The 14,454-nt window shown below is 71.6% G+C and carries 15 protein-coding genes and 2 tRNA genes; 9 read left to right on the top strand and 8 right to left on the bottom strand.

From position 1 onward, the window contains the following. Positions 1 to 22 precede the first annotated feature (22 nt). The gene (pyrE, locus tag ACFVUH_RS08740) at positions 23 to 559 is read left to right on the top strand and encodes an orotate phosphoribosyltransferase (RefSeq protein ID WP_355360886.1); all 537 of its coding nucleotides are present in this window, start codon (positions 23 to 25) and stop codon (positions 557 to 559) included. A gap of 196 nt (positions 560 to 755) precedes the next feature. On the opposite strand, the gene ACFVUH_RS08745 is transcribed toward pyrE, so the two are convergent. Then, positions 756 to 1,478 carry a VTT domain-containing protein gene (locus ACFVUH_RS08745; protein WP_355362635.1) on the bottom strand — a complete coding sequence of 241 codons (723 nt, stop codon included), beginning with the start codon at positions 1,476 to 1,478 and terminating at the stop codon, positions 756 to 758. Between the two features lie 355 nt (positions 1,479 to 1,833). Between ACFVUH_RS08745 and fbaA the strand changes: the two genes are divergently transcribed. The 3 genes from fbaA to ACFVUH_RS08760 all read left to right on the top strand — a co-directional run bounded on the left by fbaA (position 1,834) and on the right by ACFVUH_RS08760 (position 4,447). Beyond that, positions 1,834 to 2,856 (top strand): class II fructose-bisphosphate aldolase, encoded by a 1,023-nt coding sequence (gene fbaA, locus ACFVUH_RS08750; RefSeq protein ID WP_355362633.1) that lies wholly within the window; start codon positions 1,834 to 1,836, stop codon positions 2,854 to 2,856. A gap of 66 nt (positions 2,857 to 2,922) precedes the next feature. Next, complete coding sequence (locus ACFVUH_RS08755; RefSeq protein WP_355362631.1) at positions 2,923 to 3,336, top strand: DUF3151 domain-containing protein; 414 nt, start codon at positions 2,923 to 2,925, stop codon at positions 3,334 to 3,336. Between the two features lie 199 nt (positions 3,337 to 3,535). Further along, positions 3,536 to 4,447 carry a DUF3152 domain-containing protein gene (locus tag ACFVUH_RS08760; protein ID WP_387912055.1) on the top strand — a complete coding sequence of 304 codons (912 nt, stop codon included), beginning with the start codon at positions 3,536 to 3,538 and terminating at the stop codon, positions 4,445 to 4,447. Between the two features lie 20 nt (positions 4,448 to 4,467). Here ACFVUH_RS08760 and ACFVUH_RS08765 read toward each other — a convergent pair whose 3' ends face one another. From ACFVUH_RS08765 to purS, 4 genes are all read right to left on the bottom strand, one after another. Further along, positions 4,468 to 5,280 (bottom strand): sterol carrier family protein, encoded by an 813-nt coding sequence (locus tag ACFVUH_RS08765; RefSeq protein ID WP_355362627.1) that lies wholly within the window; start codon positions 5,278 to 5,280, stop codon positions 4,468 to 4,470. Positions 5,281 to 5,353: 73 nt separating this feature from the next. Further along, on the bottom strand, positions 5,354 to 7,609 hold the full coding sequence (gene purL, locus ACFVUH_RS08770) for a phosphoribosylformylglycinamidine synthase subunit PurL (RefSeq protein ID WP_355362625.1): 2,256 nt from the start codon (positions 7,607 to 7,609) through the stop codon (positions 5,354 to 5,356). Next, positions 7,609 to 8,286 carry a phosphoribosylformylglycinamidine synthase subunit PurQ gene (gene purQ, locus ACFVUH_RS08775; RefSeq protein WP_355362623.1) on the bottom strand — a complete coding sequence of 226 codons (678 nt, stop codon included), beginning with the start codon at positions 8,284 to 8,286 and terminating at the stop codon, positions 7,609 to 7,611. Before purQ ends, purL begins: the two co-directional genes overlap by 1 nt. Beyond that, positions 8,283 to 8,537, bottom strand: a complete 255-nt coding sequence (gene purS / locus ACFVUH_RS08780) for a phosphoribosylformylglycinamidine synthase subunit PurS (RefSeq protein ID WP_030304493.1) — start codon at positions 8,535 to 8,537, stop codon at positions 8,283 to 8,285. Before purS ends, purQ begins: the two co-directional genes overlap by 4 nt. A gap of 468 nt (positions 8,538 to 9,005) precedes the next feature. On the opposite strand from purS, the gene ACFVUH_RS08785 reads away from it, so the two are divergent. The 3 genes from ACFVUH_RS08785 to ACFVUH_RS08795 all read left to right on the top strand — a co-directional run bounded on the left by ACFVUH_RS08785 (position 9,006) and on the right by ACFVUH_RS08795 (position 9,645). Beyond that, on the top strand, positions 9,006 to 9,323 hold the full coding sequence (locus tag ACFVUH_RS08785) for an Lsr2 family protein (protein ID WP_355362620.1): 318 nt from the start codon (positions 9,006 to 9,008) through the stop codon (positions 9,321 to 9,323). 132 nt (positions 9,324 to 9,455) lie between these two features. Further along, positions 9,456 to 9,528 (top strand) — tRNA-Gly (locus ACFVUH_RS08790). 41 nt (positions 9,529 to 9,569) lie between these two features. Continuing rightward, positions 9,570 to 9,645: transfer RNA gene (locus tag ACFVUH_RS08795), tRNA-Gly, on the top strand. Positions 9,646 to 9,697: 52 nt separating this feature from the next. Here ACFVUH_RS08795 and ACFVUH_RS08800 read toward each other — a convergent pair. Next, positions 9,698 to 10,720: a hypothetical protein gene (locus tag ACFVUH_RS08800; protein ID WP_387912057.1), complete on the bottom strand. Its 1,023-nt coding sequence runs from the start codon at positions 10,718 to 10,720 to the stop codon at positions 9,698 to 9,700. A gap of 169 nt (positions 10,721 to 10,889) precedes the next feature. On the opposite strand from ACFVUH_RS08800, the gene ACFVUH_RS08805 reads away from it, so the two are divergent. Beyond that, the gene (locus ACFVUH_RS08805; RefSeq protein WP_355362616.1) at positions 10,890 to 11,045 is read left to right on the top strand and encodes an LxmA leader domain family RiPP; all 156 of its coding nucleotides are present in this window, start codon (positions 10,890 to 10,892) and stop codon (positions 11,043 to 11,045) included. 99 nt (positions 11,046 to 11,144) lie between these two features. Then, positions 11,145 to 11,774, top strand: a complete 630-nt coding sequence (locus tag ACFVUH_RS08810; protein WP_387912059.1) for a flavoprotein — start codon at positions 11,145 to 11,147, stop codon at positions 11,772 to 11,774. Between the two features lie 37 nt (positions 11,775 to 11,811). On the opposite strand, the gene ACFVUH_RS08815 is transcribed toward ACFVUH_RS08810, so the two are convergent. Both ACFVUH_RS08815 and ACFVUH_RS08820 read right to left on the bottom strand, forming a co-directional pair. After that, on the bottom strand, positions 11,812 to 13,152 hold the full coding sequence (locus ACFVUH_RS08815; RefSeq protein ID WP_387912061.1) for a M16 family metallopeptidase: 1,341 nt from the start codon (positions 13,150 to 13,152) through the stop codon (positions 11,812 to 11,814). Between the two features lie 12 nt (positions 13,153 to 13,164). Beyond that, positions 13,165 to 14,454: a M16 family metallopeptidase gene (locus ACFVUH_RS08820; RefSeq protein WP_387912063.1), complete on the bottom strand. Its 1,290-nt coding sequence runs from the start codon at positions 14,452 to 14,454 to the stop codon at positions 13,165 to 13,167.

The raw sequence follows: 14,454 nt of genomic DNA on the forward strand, positions 1-14,454 counted from the left end.
TCACCCCCTAGACTGGACGCTCATGAGCAACGACCGCGACGCCCTGCTGGCACAGATCAAGGACAAGGCCGTCGTCCACGGCAAGGTCACCCTCTCCTCCGGCAAGGAGGCCGACTACTACGTCGACCTGCGCCGGATCACGCTGGACGGCCAGGCCGCTCCGCTGGTCGGCCGGGTGATGCTGGACGCCACCGCCCACCTGGAGTACGACGCCGTCGGCGGACTGACCCTGGGCGCCGACCCGGTCGCCGCCGCGATGCTGCACGCCGCCGCCGCGCGCGGCCGTGAGCTGGACGCGTTCGTGGTCCGCAAGGCCGGCAAGGCGCACGGTCTGCAGCGCCGGATCGAGGGCCCGGAGGTCAAGGGCCGCCGGGTGCTGGCCGTCGAGGACACCTCCACCACCGGCGGCTCGGTGCTGACCGCCGTCGAGGCGCTGCGCGAGGCGGGCGCCGAGGTGGTCGGCGTCGCGGTGATCGTCGAGCGTGGCGGCGCCGCCGCGGTCGAGGCCCAGGGCCTGCCGTACGTCACCGCGTACACCCTGGAGGACCTGGGCCTCTGAGCCCGCTCCTCCTCCCCCGCACAGCGAACGGCCGGGGCCGGTGTGTTTCACGTGAAACACACCGGCCCCGGCCGGGGGGCGGTCCGGGGGCCGGCGGAGCCGCGGCCGGGCCGGCCCCCGCCCCGGCTCGGGGGGGGGGTGTTTTGAACACCTAAAACCACCCCGCCCCCGGCCGTTGTGCGGAACGGGGACGGGCTCAGTCGCGCCGGTGCCGACCGCCGCCGGCCTGGACGGCCTCGCCGCCCTCGGCGGCCTGCGCGCCACCGGCCTTCTTCTTCTTGCGCTCGCGCAGCACCTCGAAGATCATCGGCGAGATCGAGAGCAGCACGATCAGCAGCACCGCCGGGATCAGGTACTTGTCGATCACCGGGGCGAGCGCGTCACCGAAGAAGTAGCCGATCAGCAGCATCGACTCGGTCCACAGCACGCCGCCGACCACGTTCCAGAGGAAGAAGGTCTTGGCCGGCATGTCCAGGGTGCCCGCGACCGGATTCAGGAAGGTCCGCACGATCGGCATGAAGCGGGCGAGCACGACGGCCTTGCCGGGGCCGAAGCGGTTGAAGTACTCCTCGGCCTTCAGCACGTACTCGCGCTTGAAGATCTTCGATTCCGGCTTGTCGAACATCCTCGGTCCGACCTTCACGCCGATCTGGTGCCCGAGCTGGGCGCCGGCGATGGCCGCGATCGGGGCTCCGATCAACAGGGTCGCGAGCGGAAGCCGCGCACCGTCGCCGAGCACCGACGAGGCGGCGCTGGAGGAGGCCACGCCGGCGATGATGAGCAGCGAGTCACCCGGGAAGAAGAACCCGACCAGGAGGCCGGTCTCCGCGAAGATGATCGCGATCAGCCCGATGGCACCGAGGGACGAGATCAGTGATTTGGCGTCGAGCAGATTGACGGCCAGCTGGTTGTAGTCCACACGGCGCAGGATAGCGGTCCCGTCTTTTCCGGGGCTTCGCCCCCGGGGTCGAGCGCGCGCTCATCCTTTCGTCGCACCTCCTCTCCGACCCCCCGGGGAGCGCGGCGGGCCCGCCGTCCCGACAGGCGGGCCGCATGGTGGAGCCGGTAGGCATTCTGGGAAGATGGCACCGGCGTCCGGCCCGCAGTGGCGAACACCCTCATCGCCGCACCGCGGCCGCTGCCTCGAACCTTGGTACCGGTCCGCCGCACCGCAGAGCCGCGCACCGGCCCCGGTACCCCGGAGTCGTCACCAGGCGTACACAGCGTCGGACAGCACCGTCCGTGCGCCGCACACCCGACAGGAGCGGATTCGCATGCCCATCGCAACTCCCGAGGTCTACAACGAGATGCTGGACCGGGCCAAGGCGGGCAAGTTCGCCTACCCGGCGATCAACGTGACCTCGTCGCAGACCCTGCACGCCGCGCTCCGCGGCTTCGCCGAGGCCGAGAGTGACGGCATCATCCAGATCTCGACCGGCGGCGCGGAGTTCCTGGGCGGCCAGCACAACAAGGACATGGTGACCGGCGCCGTCGCGCTCGCCGAGTTCGCGCACATCGTCGCCGCCAAGTACGACGTCACCGTCGCGCTGCACACCGACCACTGCCCGAAGGACAAGCTGGACGGCTACGTCCGCCCGCTGCTGGCGGTCTCCGCCGAGCGCGTGGCCAAGGGCCAGAACCCGCTCTTCCAGTCGCACATGTGGGACGGCTCCGCCGAGACCCTGAGCGACAACCTGGCGATCGCCCAGGAGCTGCTCGCCCAGGCCGCCGCCGCCAAGATCATCCTTGAGGTCGAGATCACCCCGACCGGCGGCGAGGAGGACGGTGTCACGCACGAGATCAACGACGAGCTGTACACCACCGTCAACGACGCCGTCCGCACCGCCGAGGCGCTGGGCCTGGGCGAGAAGGGCCGCTACCTGCTGGCCGCCTCCTTCGGCAACGTGCACGGTGTCTACAAGCCGGGCAACGTCGTGCTGAAGCCGGAGCTGCTGCGCGAGCTGCAGGACGCGATCGGCAAGCAGTACGGCAAGACCGACCCGTTCGACTTCGTCTTCCACGGCGGCTCCGGCTCCAGCGCCGAGGAGATCGCCACCGCGCTGGAGAACGGCGTCGTGAAGATGAACCTGGACACCGACACCCAGTACGCCTTCACCCGCCCGGTGGCCGGCCACATGTTCGCCAACTACGACGGCGTGCTGAAGGTCGACGGCGAGGTCGGCAAGAAGAACACCTACGACCCGCGCACCTGGGGCAAGCTGGCCGAGGCCGGCATGGCCGCCCGCGTGCTCGAGGCCGCCCAGCAGCTGCGCTCGGCCGGCAACCGCCTGAAGTGAGGCCCGCACCTCGAACGAGGTGAACGAGGTCCTGCGTCCGTGCCCCCCGGTGGTTCACTGGGGGGCATGACCATTCACGAGAACCTCCTCGGGGGTCCGCCCCCGACGCACCTGCCCGCCGAGCCCGCTCCGCTGGAGCTGCTGGCCGGCGGCGCCTCCCCGGCCGAGGTCGCGGCGAAGTTCCCGACCTCCTCGTTGGCCTGGGCACAGCTCGCCGACGACGCCTACACGGCCGGCCGGGTCGTGGAGTCCTACGCCTACGCCCGCACCGGCTACCACCGCGGGCTGGACGCGCTGCGGCGCAGCGGCTGGAAGGGCCACGGCCCGGTGCCGTGGGAGCACGAGCCGAACCGCGGCTTCCTGCGGGCACTGCACGCGCTCGGCCGGGCCGCCGCCGCGATCGAGGAGAAGGAGGAGGCGGAGCGCTGCCAGCAGTTCCTGCGGGACAGCTCGCCGACCGCCGCCGCCACGCTGGGCTGACCCCCGGCCCCGGTGGCCGGACCGCCGCCGACGCCGTCCCCGGTGCCCCCGACGGGCAGCCGGGGACGGCGTCGGCCGTTCCGCACGACCCGGGGTCCGTGGACATCCACCGCTCCGCCGTGCCAGGGTGAACCCGCGAGGGGGCGCGCACATCGGTTCGAGGGTTCGCGACCCCACCGGTCGACAGAGAGCCCCCAGCGTGCCCGCACCCAGACCCGCCCGCCGGCCCCGTACCGCGGCCTCCCCGCGCCGCCGGCGCCCGTCGCGCCGCCGGCTCGGGCCCGGCATGCTCACCGCCCTGGTCACCGCGGTGGCGATCCTCGGCGGCACCCTCTTCGTGCTGAACCACCCGGACGTGCTGCCCGACGCCGACCGGACCGCCCGGGCCCGGATCGCCCCGCCCGAGGGCGCCCCGGCACCGACCAGCGCCGCCCCGCCGCCGTCCTCGGCCCCGCCCGCGGCCCCGACGACCCCGGCCGCCACGACCCCCGCGCCGACGTCCCCCGGCCCCTCCCCCACCCCGCAGCCGAGCGGCTCGCAGAGCGCCCCCGCCCAGGGCACCGGTGCCTTCACCCTCGCCCGGGGCTCCGCCGACCCGGTCGGCCAGGGCCGGATCCGCCGCTACCGGGTCGAGGTCGAGAACGGCATCGGCATCGACGCCGCCGCCTCCGCCACCCAGATCCAGGGCATCCTGGCCGACCGGCGCGGCTGGACCAACGACCGGAGGAACGGCTTCCAGCTGGTCGCCGACGGCGACTACGACTTCACCGTGAAGATCGCCTCCCCCGCCACCGTCGACCGGATCTGCGGCGCCGCCGGGCTCGACACCCGCGGTGAGGTGAACTGCAACGTCGGCAACCAGGTGCTGGTCAACGTCAAGCGCTGGACCACCGGCTCACCCCAGTTCGACGGCCCGATCGACGAGTACCGGGCCCTGGTGGTCAACCACGAGGTCGGCCACCGGATCGGCCACGGCCACGAGTCCTGCCCCGGCCCTGGCAAGCCGGCGCCCGCGATGATGCAGCAGATCTACGGTCTCAAGGGCTGCAAGCCCAACGCCTGGCCGTACGGCACCGACGGCCGCTACCTGGGCGGACCGTCGGTGCCCTGAACCGGCCCGGGCGTCCGGGCTCAGCCGAGCAGGGGCAGGTGGGCCCGCAGGTCGCTGCGCTCGCCGCTCGCGGACAGCGCGGCGGCCTCGGCGGCGTCCGCCCAGCCGGTGCGGCCGGTGGCCAGCCGGATCCAGGTCAGCGGGTCGGTCTCGACCACGTTCGGCGGGGTGCCCCGGGTGTGCCGCGGCCCCTCGACGGCCTGCACCACCGCGTACGGCGGCACCCGCAGCTCGACCGCGCCGCCGGGCACCCGCTCGGCGAAGGCGTCGGCGAGCATCCGGGTGACGGCGGCCACCGCCTGCCGGTCGTGCGGGAAGGGTTCGGGGCCGAGCGCCTCGGCCAGGTCGTCGGCGTGCACCACCGTCTCGACCAGCCGGGTCACCAGGAACTCGGTGAGCAGCATCGAGCCGAGCCGGATCTCGAACCGCCGGGCCGGATCGGCCGTCCCGGGCCGCGCCAGGGCGGCCAGCAGCGCCTCCACGGCCCGGTCGAAGGCCGCCGCCACCGAGGCCGGGTCACCCGCGAACTCCTCCGCCGTCCGCGCCCTGGCCTGCTCGTCGAGCAGCGGGGCGATCGCGCCGACCCGGGCGGTCCACTGCGGCAGGTCCAGCGGCGGCCGGCCCTCCAGCGGGTCGTCGAGGTGCGCGGGCAGCCAGGCGATCTGGACGGCGAGGTGCGCCAGCAGCTCGCGCACCCGCCACTCCCCCAGCCGGGTCGGGCGGTCCAGCTCGGCGGCCGTCAGCCGGTGGACGGCGGCGCGCAGGGCCTCGCTCTGCGCCGACAGCGCGGCCCGCACCTTGGCGGGCTGGTAGGTACGGGACTTGGCAGGCATGGCCCCCAACATACGCCCGGGGGCGGACGGTTCCGCTCGGAACCGTCCGCCCCCGGGGGACGTGCTCGGGCACTCAGCCCAGCAGGGCCTCGATGACGCCGGTGTGGGCGTCCTTCAGCTCCGCCAGCGAGACGCTGAACTGGTCCTGGACGTCCAGGGCGTCACCGTCGACCACACCGATCCGGGTGGCCGGCAGGCCCCGCGCGGTGCACATGTCGTTGAACCGGAGCTCCTCGCTGCGCGGCACCGCCACGACGGCGCGGCCGGCCGACTCGGAGAACAGGAACACGAACGGGTCGATGCCCTCGGGCACGACGATCCGCGCGCCGCGGCCGCCCTTGAGGCAGCTCTCCACCAGGGCCTGGCCCAGGCCGCCGTCGGACAGGTCGTGCGCGGCGTCGATCATGCCGTCGCGCGAGCCGGAGATCAGGATCTCGCCGAGCAGCCGCTCGCGCTCCAGGTCGACCTTGGGCGGCAGGCCGCCCAGGTGCTCGTGGACCGCCTGCGACCAGGCCGAGCCGCCCAGCTCGTCCGCGGTGTCGCCGAGCAGGTAGAGCAGCTGCCCCTCCTCGGCGAAGGCCACCGGGGTGCGGCGGGTGACGTCGTCGATGACGCCGAGCACCGCGACCACCGGGGTCGGGTGGATGGCGACCTCGCCGGTCTGGTTGTACAGCGAGACGTTGCCGCCGGTCACCGGGGTGCCGAGGGTCAGGCAGGCGTCGGCCAGACCGCGGGTGGCCTCGGCGAACTGCCACATCACGTCCGGGTCCTCGGGGGAGCCGAAGTTGAGGCAGTCGGAGACCGCGAGCGGCTTGGCACCGCCGGCCGCGACGTTGCGGTACGCCTCGGCGAGGGCCAGCTGGGCACCGGTGTACGGGTCCAGCTTGGTGAAGCGGCCGTTGCCGTCGGTGGCGACCGAGACGCCGAGGTTGGTCTCGTCGTCGATCCGGATCATGCCCGAGTCCTCGCCGTGCGAGAGCACGGTGTTGCCGAGCACGTAGCGGTCGTACTGGTCGGTGATCCAGGACTTGGAGGCCTGGTTCGGGTGCGAGGCGACCTTCAGCAGGTCGGCCTTGAGGCCCTCACCGGTGGTCGGGCGGGCCAGCCGCTCGGCGGTCGGGGCGTCGGCCTGCAGCGCGTCCTGCCAGCTCGGGCGGGCGTACGGACGCTGGTAGGTCGGGCCCTCGTGGGCGACGGTGCGCGGCGGCACGTCCACCACGAGCTCGCCCTGCCAGAAGATCTCCAGCCGCTCGCCGTCGGTGACCTCACCGATGACGTTGGCGATGACGTCCCACTTCTCGCAGATCTCCAGAAAGCGGGCGACCTTCTCGGGCTCGACGATGGCGCACATGCGCTCCTGCGACTCGCTCATGAGGATCTCCTCCGGCGAGAGCGTGTGGTCGCGCAGGTGCACGGTGTCGAGGTCGATCCGCATGCCGCCGGAGCCGGCCGAGGCCAGCTCGGAGGTGGCGCAGGACAGACCGGCGCCGCCGAGGTCCTGGATGCCCTTGACGAGCTTCTCGCGGAAGATCTCCAGGGTGCACTCGATGAGGAGCTTCTCCTGGAACGGGTCGCCGACCTGGACCGCCGGGCGCTTGGCCGGCTTGCTGTCGTCGAAGGTCTCGGAGGCGAGCACCGAGACGCCGCCGATGCCGTCGCCGCCGGTGCGGGCTCCGTACAGGATGACCTTGTTGCCGGCGCCGGAGGCCTGCGCGAGGTGGATGTCCTCGTGCTTCATGACGCCCACGCACAGCGCGTTGACCAGCGGGTTGCCCTGGTAGCAGGAGTCGAAGACGACCTCGCCGCCGATGTTCGGCAGGCCCAGGCAGTTGCCGTAGCCGCCGATGCCCGCGACGATCCCGGGCAGCACGCGCCGGGTGTCCGGGTGGTCGGCCGCGCCGAACCGCAGCGGGTCCATCACGGCGACCGGGCGGGCGCCCATCGCCAGGATGTCGCGGACGATGCCGCCGATGCCGGTGGCCGCGCCCTGGTAGGGCTCGATGTACGACGGGTGGTTGTGCGACTCGACCTTGAAGGTGACCGCGTAACCCTGGCCGACGTCGACCACACCGGCGTTCTCGCCGATGCCGACGAGCATCGCGTCCGTCTCGGGCTTCTTCTCGCCGAACTGCTTCAGGTGGACCTTGGAGCTCTTGTACGAACAGTGCTCGGACCACATGACCGAGTACATCGCGAGTTCCGCGCCGGTCGGGCGGCGGCCGAGAATCTCCCGGATGCGCGCGTACTCGTCCTGCTTGAGGCCGAGCTCGGCCCACGGCTGGGCGGCGTCCGGGGTCTGCTCGGCGTTCTTGACGGTGTCGAGGCTCATCAGGCGTTCACCAGCTGCTTCAGGACGGAAGTGAAGAAGCCCAGGCCCTCGGTGGTGGGACCGGTGAGCGGCTCCACGGCGTGCTCGGGGTGCGGCATCAGGCCCACGACATTGCCGGCCGCGTTGGTGATGCCGGCGATGTCGCGGTACGAACCGTTGGGGTTGACGTCGAGGTAACGGGCGACCACCCGGCCCTCGGCCTCCAGCTCGTCCAGGACGTGCTCGTCGGCGACGAAGCGGCCCTCGCCGTTCTTCAGCGGCACGACGATTTCCTGGCCGACCGCGTAATCGCGGGTCCAGGCGGTGCCGTTGTTCTCGATCCGCAGCTTCTGGTCGCGGCAGATGAAGTGCAGCGAGTCGTTGCGGGTGAGCGCGCCGGGCAGCAGGTGCGATTCGCACAGCACCTGGAAGCCGTTGCAGATACCGAGAACCGGCATTCCCGCCCTGGCCTGCTCGATGATGGTGTCCATCACCGGCGAGAAGCGGGAGATCGCGCCGCAGCGCAGATAGTCGCCGTAACTGAATCCGCCCGGCAGGACGACGGCGTCGACCTGGTGGAGATCCTTGTCACGGTGCCAGAGGGCGACCGGCTCGGCGCCGGCGAGGCGGACCGCGCGCTGGGCGTCGCGGTCGTCGAGGGAGCCGGGGAAAGTGACGACGCCGACGCGGGTGGTCACTTGCCCTCCTCCTCGACGCGGACCGTGAAGTCCTCGATCACGGTGTTGGCGAGAAAGGTCTCGGCGGCTTCGCGGATGCGGGCGAGCGCGGCGTCGTCGACCGGGCCCTCCAGCTCCAGCTCGAAACGCTTGCCCTGGCGGACGTCGGCGATCCCGGTGAATCCGAGACGGGGCAGTGCGCGCTGCACCGCCTGTCCCTGGGGGTCGAGGATCTCCGGCTTGAGCATGACGTCGACTACGACGCGTGCCACTGGCACTCCCGGTGGTGTCTTCGTGAGGCGGGGGAACTCCAGACTACAAGGGGTTTCGGGCGGGATTGCTGGCCGGGCGTAGTGACGCGCGTAGACTCACGACCCTTACGCCGCAAGGCCTCCATCGGCCCGGAACCCCCCGCCGCACGCCCCTTTTCGACGGATTCCACGGCCGCCGCGGGAACGGCCGAAGAGCACCCGAATACCGGCACTCCGGACAGATCGGCCAGCCGAGTGCACCCGGTATCCGGCACCCCGGCGAAGACACGTGAATATCCGGAAAAGAAAGCCGGACTCTTCGATTTCTCCCCGCTTCGGGTGCAGAATAGGGCCACCTGCCGCGGTGAGTGCTGCGTATCCGGCACGGCCATCCGGCCTGCCCGTATGCACTTGCGCGAGGGGTGCACATCAGGCCCGGGAGCGCACCCGCGCCCTTGTCGGCCGAATTGCCCGAGAGGATTGACACCCATGGCTCAGCGTGTAGTTGTCACGCTCTCCGACGACCTGGACGGCGGCGCCGCCGCGGAAACCGTCCACTTCGGCGTGGACGGGAAGTCGTACGAGATCGATTTGTCCGTGGACAACGCGGAAAAGCTGCGGAAGGCCCTCGCCCCGTTCGTCGCCGCCGGCCGCCGCCAGAGCCGTACCGGGAAGTCCTTCCGCCGTACCGCCCTCACCCCTGACCCGGCCGCCGTGCGCGCCTGGGCCCAGTCCCGCGGCATGGAGCTGCCGGCCCGCGGCCGCATCCCGAAGCACGTGTACGAGGCGTTCGCCGAGGAGAACTGAACTCCCGCGGTCACCGGTCGTCCCGTCCGCCCGCGGAGGGCGGGACGACCACCCCTTCGGATGCTGTAGAGTATTCCTCGTCGCCGCAACGGAGAGATCCGAAGAGGCGGCCGGTGCCCCACAAGGCACCGTGCGGACGTGGCTCAGTTGGTAGAGCATCACCTTGCCAAGGTGAGGGTCGCGAGTTCGAATCTCGTCGTCCGCTCGCAGTGCGCGAGCACAGCACAATTACATAGTTCAACCCCTGCGGACGTGGCTCAGTTGGTAGAGCATCACCTTGCCAAGGTGAGGGTCGCGAGTTCGAATCTCGTCGTCCGCTCCAGTACGAAGGGCCCTCTCGATCGAGAGGGCCCTTCGGCGTTCCAGGTCGGAGCTCAGATTCCGGACGGGACCAGGCCCATACCGCCCTCGTCGATGAGCGAGGTGAGGGCGTCACCGTAGTGCTCCAGCTCTGCGTCCCATCTCACATACGTCGCGAAGTCATGGGCATGTGTGAGCATCCTCAGGACCGCCGCCTGCCCCACGGCCTCCCCCTCCCCCGTCAGCTTCCCGTACCCCTCCAGCAGAGCCGCGGAAAGCCGGTCCTCGGCCGCCGACCGGGGAGTCCCCCCCGTTACCGCGCGCGACCTGAAGATCCTGAGCTCGGCGAGTTCGCCGAGCAGCCAGCCGACGTCGAAACCCCGGGGCCCGCGGGCGTGGTCCTCCCCCGTCAGCAGTGCGGAGCGCCGGCCGCCGCCACCCAGTACGGTCGTCCCCGAACCCGGAGCACCGTGCAGGAAGACGTCCGACGCCTCCCCGCCGGCCAGTCGGTCGCACCAGGTCCGCACCCGCTGCCACCGCGCGGTCCCCAGCCGCCGCCGCATGAACACGTGGAGCTCCCGGGCAGCGCCCGGGCCGTTCCCCCGGTCCATCCAAGCCGCCAGTCGCGCCGGGCCGGGCGGCCCAGGAGCGGCGAGCAGCGGGTCGACCTCGGCATGGAGCCGACGCAGCGCCCCACCCACTCCGCGGAGCACCGGGACGAGGCCACGATGGTCCGCCTCCGTCCGCGCGGTCAGCACCATCCGCACCAACGGGACCTCACCGGTGACCTCGTACCCGAGCACTCCCGACGTGGTGGTCCGTGGCAGCACGAGAGCGACCTCCCCGGCCGCCATCGCGGTGATCGCCGTTCGGATCTCGTCAGAGGGTCCGACCAGCGCCGACCCCCGAAGCGGCCCGGCACGTCGGATCCATAGATAGCCCTGATCCGTCCGGTGGATCGTGGTCCGCAGGAACCCCGTTCCGAACTCCTGAACCATGTCGCCGGTCACTGCCGTCTCCCGCACGCGTTCCTCCCATACTGCGCCGGTTGCCGACCGCACATCCTGCCGCAGCGTCGCGAACGGCAGCGGTCCCACATCGCCCCGGAGGCCGGGTAAGTAGTGCGGCCACGGCAAAGGCGCAGCTCAGGGCTGGTTCAGCAACAAACAACCCCCAGCTTTGGCTGCCCGCTCTCCGCTAATAATCGAAGCGCGGGCACCGGACGGCCTGCAGAGGGCCGACCCCGCCTTCCCTTCAGGAGGACGCATGGAGATCAACACCACCGAGGAACTGATCGCCGGCTACGCCGCTTACACCGACGCCGAGGAGTTCGGCGCCAGCGCGGCCGACGAGGCCCCCGCCACCACGCCGATCTGCACGGTGACGCCGACCGTGGTGGAGACCTACTACTTCGGTTGCTGACCAACCGCTCACCATGCCGGGTGCCTGCCGACCAGCGGCAGGCACCCGGACCTGTGCTCGCGCCTGGCGCCCCCTTGGCGAGCTGATGAAAGGACCTTCATGTCTGCGGCGGATCAGGACCGCGTACCGGGCGGCGCCGGCGCCTCCGGAGCACCGGCCTTCGGCGCTCGGCGGCTGCTACTGGTCGGCAGCGGCGCACTCGGGGCGGCTTCGCTCCCGTTCTGGATCAACTGGCTGCGCCTGTCCTACCCTGATCTGGACCTGCGGGTGGTGCTGACCCGGGCAGCCGAGCGCTTCGTCACGCGGAACGCGCTGACGCCGATCCTGGGCCGCGAGGTGCTACAGGACGTCTGGTCGGAGGAGCCGGAAGCGTCTCCCCTCCACGTCGACCTGGCGCAGTGGCCCGACGCGATCGCCGTGTACCCGGCGAGCCTTCACTACATCGCCCGGCTGTCGATCGGCCTGCCCGACACGCCTTCCCAGATGGCGCTGCAGACCACCCGGGCTCCCCTCGTGATCGCCCCGGCGCTTCCCCCGGACGCGGTGACCTCACCGGTCTACCTGAAGCACCTGGCAGAGCTGCAGAGCCGTGCCAACATCGTCATGGTGCCTCCGCACAAGGGCCTGAGCGTGAGCAGCCGGCAGCTGGACGGCTCGCCCGCGGCCCCGCTCACCGAGGTGATCGAGTCGCTGGAAAGGCTGCGGACGAACGGGCAGGCGCAGGGCTGACAGGAAGTCCCGGTCTCTCGGGGCCGGGGGTTTCCTGTCAGGCCAGGACCATGTCAAGGTGCTCGCCGAGTGGCCCCGCGAGCAACCGGGCGTCACCCAGCACGACACCGGTGAAGGCGGCCGATGCGAACATCTGCTCGGCCGACTCCCGCACCTGCCGTCCGGTCACGGCTCGGACCTCGTCCGCGAACGAAGCCAGCCACTGCGGGGACAGGCCGACACCGACCGTGGTGGACACCGCCGCGGCCAGCCGGACCTGCGAGGACATCGCGAGCGCACTCGCTCCGAGCAGGTAGTCCCTGGCCCGCCGCAGTTCGTCGTCGGTGACCGGCTCGGTGGCCATCCTCCGCAGTTCGGCCCGGATCTCCGCGACCGCCGAGGCCGTGGTGTCCGTGGAGGTGTCGGCGCTCACCGCGATCACCATGGTGTCCAGGATGTCGTCGAAGCGGGAACCCGCCCAGTAGGCGTACCCCCCACGCTCACGGATGTTGGACAGCAGACGTGAGGAGAAGGAACCGCCGAACACCACGTTCGCCAGGCTGAGTGCGGCGAAACCCGGATCCGTCCGGGGAAGGGCCGGTGCCACGAGCCTGATCAGCGACTGGACGGCCCCGGGCCGGTCCACCAGCCGCACCGGCCGTTGCCAGAGTTCCGGTGCCCTCGGCACCACGGCCTCGACCGGCTCGCGCGACCGCCACTGGCCCAGCCGTGCGGCCAGCAGCGCCACGGTCCGCTCGGGATCGAGGTCCCCCACCAGGACCAGCTGCGCCCCCGCCGAAACCACACCGGCCCGGTGCAGGGACCGCACGCCGTCGGCGGTCACCGACGCCACCGCAGCCTCGGCCGGGATGAGCCGCGAGCCGGGTGAGTCCCCCCGGCAGTGCACGCGCAGCGCCTCCGCGACCACGGTGCTCGGGCGGGCCCGCAGCAGCGGCAGCCGTTCGGCCAGCCGTCTCCGGGCCCGGTCGACCTCCGCTTCGGCGTGCGACGCGCCCGTGAGGGCGTCCGCCAGAACTCCGACCAGGGTCTCCAGCGCCGCCGAGGGCCCGGACCCGGAGATCTCGAACCGGTCGGACCTGCGCACCGCGCGCAGTGAGCAGCCGGCCCGAGCCAGCTCGGTGTCCACGTCGTCCTGCCCACGACCGGGGCTCCCCCGGAGCAGTGTGGTGGCCAGGACCTCCGCGGTGGCCGCGTCGTTCTGCGTGGCGCAGAGGAAGGGGATGCGGAGGACGAGCTCGATCATGGGCACGGACGGGCTGCGCAGGCAGATCACCCGCAGGCCGTCGGGCAGGACGGCGTCAGCCGTCTCCGGCAGCCGGAAGGCTCGGTGGACTCCCAGCGGAGGGAGCTGACGGGGGACCTTCGTGGTGGGGCGCACGGGCGGTGCTCCTCAGGTGTGGACGGTACGGGGACCGGTCAGGAGGGTCAGCACGGCCCGGGAGTCGGGCCTCAGTCCGGCAGCGGCCTCGGCAACCTGCACGGGGGTGACCGCACGGAGCCGGTCCGGCAGTTCGTCCACCAGCTCGGCCCGTCCGTGCAACAGCTCGAACGCACCGACGGCTCGCGTCCGGGCGAGCAGGTCGTCGTTGCGGCGCAGGGAGGTCGCGGCCAGCCAGCCGGTCGCCCGGGCCAGTTCGTCCTCGCTCGGACCACGGGCGCCGAGGTCCGCCAGCGTGCCGTCCAGCACCTCGAGGATCCGGTCCGTCGGCGTGGTGGTCGGGTGCGTCACCGCGGTGACGAACGTGTCCGGGGCACGTGCCTCCAGCGGCCCGAAGAAGCCGCAGCTGGCACTCACGGCCACCGCCAGCCGCCCCTGGTGGATCAGTTGCCGCTTCAGGCGCGAGGACTCCCATCTGGTGAGCGTCGTGGCGAGCACCATGTGCGCGAGGTAGGAGTCCAGTTCGGTGCGTGGATCCGGCAGCCGGTACCCCACGGCGACCGCCGGCAGTGCCGCATGCGGATCCCGGCAGGTTCCCTCCCTCGTGGCGACCGGCCGGGGCTCATCGAGCCGCACGGGGACCGGCCGCACGCCGCCGGGCACATCGTCGAAGTGCCGCCGGACCAGTTCTTCGGCAGCCGGGACGTCGATGTCACCGACGACGGTCAGGAGGGCGTTGGCCGGAACGTAGTACTGGCCGAAGAACTGCTCGCACTCATCGACCGTGGTCTGCTCCAGATCGGAGAACTCCCCGTAGCCGTTGTGCGCGTTCGGGTGGGTCCGGTAGAGGATCCCGGGCAGTACCGTCCACGGGAAACCCCCGTACGGCCGGTTCAGCACGTTGCTCCTGATCTCCTCCTTGACGATCTCGGTCTGCATCCGCAGGCTCTCGGCCGTCAGCCGTGGACCGCGCATGCGGTCGGCCTCCAGGAACAGCACCTGCTCCAGTGCGGCCGAGGGCACGGCCTGGTAGTAGTCCGTGTAGTCGTGGTGGGTCGAACCACCGGCCGAACCGCCGGCCGCCTCGATCAGGGTCCCGTGCTCCATCCCCTGAACGTTTCCGCTGCCCTGGCTCATCAGGTGCTCGAAGAGGTGGGCGAACCCGGTCCGCCCCTCGGGCTCGGACCTGAACCCGACGTCGTAGTGGACGCTCACGCCAACGGCGGGGACCCCTCGAACCGGCCGGAGGACCACGCGGAGACCGTTGTCGAGTGAGAATCGGTGCAGTTGCAGCAAGGACAT

Origin of the sequence: Kitasatospora sp. NPDC058032, from assembly GCF_042885845.1 — a bacterium.
Classification (GTDB): domain Bacteria; phylum Actinomycetota; class Actinomycetes; order Streptomycetales; family Streptomycetaceae; genus Kitasatospora.

Bases quoted from the DNA above. Each gene is read 5' to 3' on its own strand.
- ACFVUH_RS08785 (WP_355362620.1), top strand. From the start codon at position 9,006: ATGGCTCAGCGTGTAGTTGTCACGCTCTCCGACGACCTGGACGGCGGC.
- ACFVUH_RS08820 (WP_387912063.1), bottom strand. From the start codon at position 14,454: ATGTCCTTGCTGCAACTGCACCGATTCTCACTCGACAACGGTCTCCGC.
- ACFVUH_RS08810 (WP_387912059.1), top strand. From the start codon at position 11,145: ATGTCTGCGGCGGATCAGGACCGCGTACCGGGCGGCGCCGGCGCCTCC.
- fbaA (WP_355362633.1), top strand. From the start codon at position 1,834: ATGCCCATCGCAACTCCCGAGGTCTACAACGAGATGCTGGACCGGGCC.
- ACFVUH_RS08805 (WP_355362616.1), top strand. From the start codon at position 10,890: ATGGAGATCAACACCACCGAGGAACTGATCGCCGGCTACGCCGCTTAC.
- pyrE (WP_355360886.1), top strand. From the start codon at position 23: ATGAGCAACGACCGCGACGCCCTGCTGGCACAGATCAAGGACAAGGCC.
- ACFVUH_RS08755 (WP_355362631.1), top strand. From the start codon at position 2,923: ATGACCATTCACGAGAACCTCCTCGGGGGTCCGCCCCCGACGCACCTG.
- ACFVUH_RS08765 (WP_355362627.1), bottom strand. From the start codon at position 5,280: ATGCCTGCCAAGTCCCGTACCTACCAGCCCGCCAAGGTGCGGGCCGCG.
- purL (WP_355362625.1), bottom strand. From the start codon at position 7,609: ATGAGCCTCGACACCGTCAAGAACGCCGAGCAGACCCCGGACGCCGCC.